General features: G+C 39.2%; 6 protein-coding genes and 1 rRNA gene. 6 read left to right on the forward strand and 1 reads right to left on the reverse strand.

What is annotated here, in order from left to right; all coding sequences use genetic code 11:
* Nucleotides 1-18: 18 nt before the first annotated feature.
* On the reverse strand, nucleotides 19-1,260 hold the full coding sequence (locus tag NMM13_RS08050) for a serine hydrolase (protein WP_254728418.1): 1,242 nt from the start codon (nucleotides 1,258-1,260) through the stop codon (nucleotides 19-21).
* A gap of 205 nt (nucleotides 1,261-1,465) precedes the next feature.
* Between NMM13_RS08050 and NMM13_RS08055 the strand changes: the two genes are divergently transcribed.
* From NMM13_RS08055 to NMM13_RS08080, 6 genes are all read left to right on the forward strand, one after another.
* Entirely contained in the window at nucleotides 1,466-3,451 is a 1,986-nt protein-coding gene (locus tag NMM13_RS08055) for a peptide ABC transporter substrate-binding protein (RefSeq protein WP_070595567.1), read from the forward strand.
* A gap of 73 nt (nucleotides 3,452-3,524) precedes the next feature.
* Nucleotides 3,525-5,024 (forward strand): ABC transporter permease, encoded by a 1,500-nt coding sequence (locus NMM13_RS08060; protein ID WP_070595566.1) that lies wholly within the window; start codon nucleotides 3,525-3,527, stop codon nucleotides 5,022-5,024.
* Nucleotides 5,024-5,950 carry an oligopeptide ABC transporter permease OppC gene (gene oppC / locus NMM13_RS08065; protein WP_003010290.1) on the forward strand — a complete coding sequence of 309 codons (927 nt, stop codon included), beginning with the start codon at nucleotides 5,024-5,026 and terminating at the stop codon, nucleotides 5,948-5,950. The genes NMM13_RS08060 and oppC overlap by 1 nt, the downstream gene beginning before the upstream one ends.
* Before the next feature lie 11 nt (nucleotides 5,951-5,961).
* On the forward strand, nucleotides 5,962-7,029 hold the full coding sequence (locus NMM13_RS08070; protein WP_003010293.1) for an ABC transporter ATP-binding protein: 1,068 nt from the start codon (nucleotides 5,962-5,964) through the stop codon (nucleotides 7,027-7,029).
* A 10-nt stretch (nucleotides 7,030-7,039) separates the two neighbouring features.
* On the forward strand, nucleotides 7,040-7,966 hold the full coding sequence (locus NMM13_RS08075; protein WP_021154496.1) for an ATP-binding cassette domain-containing protein: 927 nt from the start codon (nucleotides 7,040-7,042) through the stop codon (nucleotides 7,964-7,966).
* 250 nt (nucleotides 7,967-8,216) lie between these two features.
* Nucleotides 8,217-8,428: ribosomal RNA gene (locus tag NMM13_RS08080) — 16S ribosomal RNA — on the forward strand; the annotation flags it as partial.

Here is an 8,428-nt window from a genome sequence, read left to right on the forward strand (position 1 = left end):
CCATTGTGATTTTTTTGCTTATAATTTTTCGTTGACATAACGGACGAATTCATTCCACCAAACCTTTAAGAAAAAGCTTTTCTCAATGGTTCTTCCTGCTACCATATCGACTGTTGGTTCTTGATCTTCTAAGTAGCCACGTCCGATTTTATCTGGATCAGTGTAGTGTAATTTTCCAAGACTTGTGCCTGATTTGACAGGTGCTCGGAATGATTCTTGGTTACTCTTGAATTGAATTTTTGGTTCCGCTTGGCTGCCTTGCTTTTCGACGATATAGAAGTCTTTTTTTGCAACAGCTAAAACAGTCTCTGACTTCCCATCCATGATAGTTGCCTTACTTTTTCCGTAGGGATCTCCTTTTTTGACGACGATGGAAGAAACAAAGGTCCGTACCACGTAGTTCATCAGAGAAGAAGTAGCCACAAAGCGTGCGTATGGATCACCGTCAACTGCCTCAACTCCTAGGACAACTGTGATCATATGGATGCCATTTTGCGTCGTTGATGCAGCAAAGGTGATGCCTCCTTTGGTAGAGTTGCTGACCCGAAGGCCGTCAACGCCTGAACGGTAATTCGGCATGCCTTCTAGCATCAGATTGGGGTTTTCAATCTGCGTGTTTGAAAAAAGAGCAGTGGGTTTTGAAGTATATTTGGTCACTTCAGGAAAATCCTGGAGTAAGTGCTTGGCAATAACAGCAATATCATAAGCACTCAATTGATTTTCGTCTCCTTTCCCGTCAGGATCTCCGCTAATGGTTTGAGTATTTAATCCGGTAGCATTAATTAAATGAGGAGATTGAATGCCCCATTCAGAAAGTTTTTGCTTCATTTTTTCAACGAAGCTTTTTTCGGAGCCCCCCACTTTCTCAGCTAAGGCCAAGGCAGCAGTACTAGAATTTCCAACTAAAAGAGCAGTCAATAACTGTTCAACCGTATATTGGTTCGCTTCCATAGGAAGAGTACCAGCACCTTCGATATCATTTAAAGCCAGAGCTTTCTCAGACAATTTGATAGGATCTTTTAGAGAAAGTTTTTTTTCATGAATAGCTTCGAAAATCAGATAAGTGGTCAAGAGTGTAGATAGACCCCCCACATCTCGCTTTTTCTCTGAATCCTTTTCATATAAAATTTTACCTGTATCAGCTTCAACAGCAATAGCACTTTGAGCAGGAAGTTCTAGCTCATCTGCCAGAACGACTTGATAAGGTAAACTGCATAACAGCAGGATGAAGGTTAAAAAAGAAAGAAAGAATTTTTTCACAGTTGTTTCCTCGTTGCTTAGTCCTCTATATTGTATCATACAAATGATTAATGGAAAATTGTAAAATCATCAATTAGGCTAAAAAGTCAGTCATAGCAAGGTTTTTGAATAGTGATAAAACGAATATTCAGAAAATTTAGTTTACTTTTTTTTCTACTTGTGATATAATCTTAAACAAATCTAAAAAAACTATTGGAGAATTCCTATGAAAAAAGGTAAAGTATTCGCAGTTGCCGGAGTAACACTCCTTGCAGCTGGATTGTTAGCTGCATGTTCTAGTTCAAATACTAGCAAAGCAAGCTCAGGCGAAGACAAAAACTATGGTTATGTCTACACTACTGACCCAACAACTTTGGACTATACTGTGTCTTCTAAATCTGCCACTCAAGATCTCACTACAAACATCGTAGACGGTTTGATGGAAAATGACAAGTATGGAAATCTTGTGCCATCACTTGCGGAAGATTGGTCTGTTTCAAAAGACGGTTTGACTTATACCTACAAGATTCGTAAGGGTGTTAAATGGTACGATGCAGATGGTGAAGAACGCGGTGAAGTGACTGCCAAAGACTTCGTGACTGGTTTGAAACACGCTGCTGATAAAAAATCAGAAGAACTTCCACTAGTTCAAGGCTCAATCAAAGGCTTGGATGATTATGTGCAAGGAAAAACTACAGACTTCAGCCAAGTTGGTGTCAAAGCGGTTGATGATTACACACTTCAATATACATTGAACAAACCTGAAACCTTCTGGAACTCTAAAACAACAAACGGAATCTTGTTCCCAATTAGCACAGATTTCTTGAAGAGTAAGGGAGATGATTTTGGTCAACCAAACGATGTGAAATCAGTCCTTGCAAACGGACCTTTCCTTCTTAAATCTATTACATCAAAATCATCTGTTGTATTTGAAAAGAATGACAACTACTGGGATAAGAAAAACGTTCACGTCAAGGAAGTAAAACTTACTTATTACGATGGATCAGACCAAGATTCATTGGCACGTGGTTTCTCTGATGGAGCTTATACAGCTGCTCGTCTTTTCCCATCAAGCTCAAACTTTGCAACAGTAGAGAAAAAATACAAGGACAATATCTATAACACACCAGCTGGTTCAGGTGTAGCAATCCTTGGTTTCAACATCGATCGTCAATCTTACAAACACACTGCAAAGAAATCAGATGCTGAAAAATCTTCTACTAAGAAAGCAATCTTGAACAAAGATTTCCGTCAAGCCATCACTTTTGCCTTGAACCGTGAAAACTACTCAGCACAAGTCAATGGTAAAGAATTTGCTAAACCAGCTATCCGTAATACATATGTTGCACCTGCATTCGTACAAGTAGACGGAAAAGACTTCGGAAATGTAGTTGCAGATAAGTTGACTACTTATGGAGACCAATGGAAGGGTATCAACCTTGAAGATGGTCAAGATGGTCTTTACAACAAAGATAAAGCGAAAGCACAACTTGAAAAAGCCAAAGCTGAACTTCAAAAAGACGGCGTTCAATTCCCAATTCATATTGACGTTCCTGTTATTCAAAATGCAACAAGTATAGTTACACGTATGCAATCATTGAAACAAACGGTAGAAGAAACTCTTGGTAAAGACAACGTAGTTGTTGACCTTCAAATGATGGACCAAGACGAAGTGTTGAACATCACATTGAATGTTCCATCAGCTGCAGATGCAGATTGGGATCTTCAAGGTATGGTCGGTTGGAACCCAGACTATCAAGATCCATCAACTTACCTTGATACGCTTCAACCATCTTCTGAAGACCAAACAAAAGTTTACCTTGGTTTTGCAGGTGGTGTAGATAACCCATCAGCTAAAGCTGTAGGTTTGGATGAGTTTGCAAAACTTCTTGACGATGCAAACAACGAAACACAAGATGTTGTGAAACGTTATGAAAAATATGCAGCAGCTCAAGCTTGGTTGACAGATAGCGCAATTGTAGTACCTACAATGTCATCATCAGGAGCAGCAACTGTTATCTCTAAAGTGGTACCATTCTCTGGTGCTTCAGCTCAAGCTGGTAACAAAGGATCAGCATACTTCAAATATGTAGAAGTTCAAGATGAACCTGTTACTAAGAAACAATACGATGAAGCTCTTAAGAAATGGCAAAAAGAAAAAGTTGAGTCAAACAAAAAAGCTCAACAAGATCTTGAAAAACACGTTAAATAATTAAATTATTGCTTTTCATTAGAACTTTCTCTTCTAGGGGAGAAAGTTCTTTTGGACATTAAAGGAATGAAATATGAAAAAATATGTTTTTATGCGTATTTTGCGTTCGTTAGTGTCGATCTTTCTCGTCACGACATTAACCTACATGATTATCTATACGCTAACACCGAGAAATCTCATCTTTAAGAATGACCCCAACTACAATAAAGTAGCAAAGACAAAAGATTCGAAGATCAACTACGAAAATACAGTCTATGATCGCATGGGTTATTTGGAATACATGGATTCAAAGAGCTTGCAACAAAAAGCAAGTAAAGAAGATTCTTCCGTAACGGTTGATGCGACAAATGCCAATGAAAAGATCTACAAAAAATATATTGAAAAATTAGGTCATGGTTGGCAGTTGAAACGTTTCCCAGAAAGTAAGTCTTTCTATGCGGTGCGTGAAATTCCGGTTTTTGAACGTGTTATTAGCTTCTATGCGAATTTGATTCAATTTGATCATCCAGGTTGGGTGAAAGATGCCTCGAATCCAAATCTTAAACGCTATATCCGTATTGAAAATGATCCATCTATTGGATGGTCTGTAGTGGGTTCTGGTACGAAACACAAATACCTCTTGTACTTTAATGGTCAGTTCCCATATGTACACCAAAACTTTGTGACCTTAAACCTTGGAAATTCATATCCAACTTATTCAAATACCCCTGTTCTTCAAGTTATTACCCAAGGACAAGGAACGACTAAGAAGAGTGAAGTGAACTTCCCAACAGGTAAAAAGACATCTTCCATCGATATCTACTCACGTACCTACAAATCACCAAGTAAGGCAGACTCACAAGATATCAGTCGATTTGGTAAAGGGGATGCCTATACAGCAACGTTGAGCAACTATGAGAATCCATCCATGATTGCATCTTCTTCAATCATTGGTTTGATTGGTATTGCGATTGCCTACTTGATTGCGATCCCACTAGGATCTTATATGGCTCTTTTCAAGGACTCATGGTTTGATAGCATCTCTACTGCGGCCTTGACATTTATGATGTCTCTCCCAACCATTGCCCTTGTCTATATCGTGCGTCTAGCAGGTTCATTCTTTGGACTTCCAGACTCATTCCCAGTACTTGGAGCACAGGACTGGCGTTCATATGTATTGCCGTCTCTGATTCTTGGTTTATTGAGTGCGCCATTTATCGCCGTTTGGATTCGTCGTTATATGATCGATATTCACTCTCAGGATTTCGTCCGTTTTGCTCGTTCAAAAGGATTGTCAGAACGTGAGATCTCAAGAAAACACATCTTCAAAAATGCGATGGTTCCACTAGTTTCTGGAATTCCAGGGGCTATCATTGGAGTTATCTCAGGTGCGACGTTGACTGAAACAGTCTTCGCTTTCCCAGGTATGGGTAAAATGTTGATTGACTCTATTAAAGCATCAAACAACACCATGGTCATCGGACTTGTCTTCATCTTCACATCACTTGGTATCTTTGCTGCCATGTTAGGTGATATCTTGATGACAGTGCTTGATCCACGGATTAAATTAACGAATACGAAAGGAGGCAAATAATGGCTACAATCGATAAAAATAAATTTCAGTTTGTAAAACGTGATGACTTTGCCTCTGAAGTAATCGATGCTCCAGCGTATTCATACTGGAAATCTGTATTCAGACAATTCTTGAAAAAAAGAACCACTATCATTATGCTTGCTATTTTGATTGGGATTCTCTTGATGAGTTTTGTCTATCCTATGTTTTCAAATTTTGATTACAACGACGTAAGTAAGGTAAATGACTTTTCAGCACGTTTGAATCCACCAAGTGCCAAAGCTTTCTTTGGTACAGATAATAACGGTAAATCCCTCTTTGATGGAGTTTGGTTTGGTGCTCGGAATTCAATTATCATTTCCTTCATCGCCACTGTTATTAACGTGGTTGTCGGAGTTATCGTTGGTGGAATTTGGGGGATCTCAAAATCCATCGACCGTATCATGATGGAAGTTTATAACGTTATTTCAAACATTCCGTTTATGTTGATCGTTATCGTCTTGACTTACTCAATGGGATCTGGTTTCTGGAACTTGATTCTTGCCATGTCCTTAACTGGATGGATCGGAATTGCCTATACCATTCGTGTCCAAATCATGCGTTACCGTGATTTGGAGTACAACTTGGCCAGCCGAACATTAGGAACACCAACTTTGAAAATTGTTACGAAAAATATTTTGCCTCAATTGGTATCTGTTATCGTGACACAAACATCACAGTTACTTCCAAGCTTTATTTCTTACGAAGCTTTCCTTTCCTTCTTCGGACTTGGTCTTCCAATCACAGTTCCAAGTTTGGGACGGTTGATTTCTGACTATTCTCAAAACGTAACTACAAATGCCTACCTATTCTGGATTCCGCTTACTGTTTTGATTTTAGTATCCTTGTCATTCTTTATCGTCGGACAAAACTTGGCCGATGCCAGCGACCCACGTACACATAGATAGGAGGAGTAGATATGACATCAAATAACAATATTATTTTATCTGCTCAAGATATCGTAGTGGAATTTGACGTGCGCGATCGCGTATTGACAGCTATTCGTGGCGTATCGCTTGAGCTAGAAGAAGGTGAAGTTCTTGCCTTAGTTGGTGAGTCAGGTTCAGGGAAATCAGTTTTGACAAAAACGTTCACCGGAATGTTAGAAGATAACGGCCGTATTGCCCAAGGTTCGATTAAATACCGTGGTCAAGAATTGACAGATTTGAAATCGAATAAAGATTGGGAAAATATTCGTGGATCTAAGATCGCTACAATTTTCCAAGACCCAATGACAAGTTTGGACCCAATCAACACAATTGGTTCACAAATTACAGAAGTCATTATCAAACACCAAGGGAAAACAGCTAAAGAAGCCAAAGAAATGGCTTTGGACTATATGGAGAAAGTTGGAATTCCAGATGCGGAACGTCGTTTTGATGAGTATCCATTCCAATATTCAGGTGGGATGCGTCAACGGATCGTTATTGCCATCGCCTTGGCCTGCCGTCCAGATATCTTAATCTGTGACGAACCAACAACAGCCCTTGACGTAACCATTCAAGCGCAAATCATTGATTTGTTGAAATCCCTTCAAAAAGAATACCAATTTACAGTTATCTTTATCACCCACGACTTAGGTGTGGTTGCAAGTATTGCAGATAAAGTAGCCGTTATGTATGCTGGAGAAATTGTTGAGTTTGGTAAAGTAGAAGAAATTTTCTACGATCCAAAACATCCATACACATGGAGCTTGCTTTCAAGCTTGCCTCAATTGTCAACCTCAGATGGTGATCTTTACTCTATTCCAGGAACTCCGCCTTCATTGTATGCTCCGATTAAAGGAGATGCTTTCGCACTTCGTTCAGACTATGCGATGCAGATTGATTTTGAAGAAGAGGCACCTGCTTTCAAAGTAACCGATACTCACTGGGCTAAGACATGGTTGCTCCATCCAGATGCACCGACAGTTCATAAACCAGAAGTAATCGAAAACCTTCACGAAAAGATTGGCTCAAAAATGGGCTTTACTCACATTACAGAATAGGAGGAAGGAAATGACTGAAAAATTAGTTGAAATTAAAGATTTAGAAATTTCCTTCGGTGAAGGAAGTAAAAAATTTGTTGCTGTAAAGAACGCCAACTTCTTCATTAATAAGGGAGAAACGTTCTCTCTTGTTGGTGAATCAGGAAGTGGGAAGACGACAATTGGACGTGCGATCATCGGTTTGAATGATACAAGTGCTGGAGAAATTATTTATGACGGTCGCAAGATCAACGGAAGAAACTCTCACAGTGAAAAATCAGAGTTGATCCGAAAAATTCAAATGATCTTCCAAGACCCAGCAGCAAGTTTGAATGAACGTGCAACAGTTGATTATATTATCTCTGAAGGTTTGATCAACCACCATTTGTTTAACAGTGAAGAAGAACGTCAGGAAAAAGTAAAAAATATTATGCATGAGGTTGGACTTCTAGCAGAACATTTGACACGTTATCCTCACGAATTCTCAGGTGGTCAACGTCAACGGATCGGTATTGCCCGTGCACTTGTCATGGAACCAGAATTTGTCATTGCGGATGAACCAATCTCAGCCCTTGACGTTTCAGTACGTGCACAGGTCTTGAACCTTTTGAAAAAATTCCAAAGAGAATTAGGCTTGACCTATCTCTTTATTGCCCATGACTTGTCAGTTGTGCGCTTCATTTCTGACCGTATTGCAGTTATCTATAAAGGGGTTATTGTAGAAGTAGCAGAAACTGAAGAGCTATTTAACCACCCAATCCATCCATACACCCAATCCCTACTTTCAGCGGTCCCAATTCCAGATCCAATTCTAGAACGTAAAAAAGTTCTAAAAATCTACGATCCAGAACAACATGATTATTCTGAAGATAAACCACAAATGGTTGAAATTAAACCAGGTCATTATGTATGGGCTAACAAAGCTGAAGAAAACAAATACAGACAAGAATATAAATAGAGAGGATTCCCTCTCTATTTTTTTATTTCAAAAAAACTTTCAAAAAAATAAATTTTTTTGGAAAAAAGTGTTGACAGTAAGGAGAGGTCATGATATACTAATATAGTTGTCGCGCGAGAGCGACAAAGACCTTTGAAAACTGAACAAGACGAACCAATGTGCAGGGCGCTATAACTAAGGTTATAGTAACTGAACAATAAAAAAACAATAAATCTGTCAGTGACAGAATGAGTTTAAGACAAACAATTATTTTAATGAGAGTTTGATCCTGGCTCAGGATGAACGCTGGCGGCGTGCCTAATACATGCAAGTAGAACGCTGAAGCTTGGTGCTTGCACCGAGCGGATGAGTTGCGAACGGGTGAGTAACGCGTAGGTAACCTGCCTCTTAGCGGGGGATAACTATTGGAAACGATAGCTAATACCGCATAAAAGTTGACATTGCATGATGTTGATTTGAAAG

This window comes from Streptococcus sp. CF8_St5-11 (assembly GCF_024295625.1).
Taxonomy (GTDB): domain Bacteria; phylum Bacillota; class Bacilli; order Lactobacillales; family Streptococcaceae; genus Streptococcus.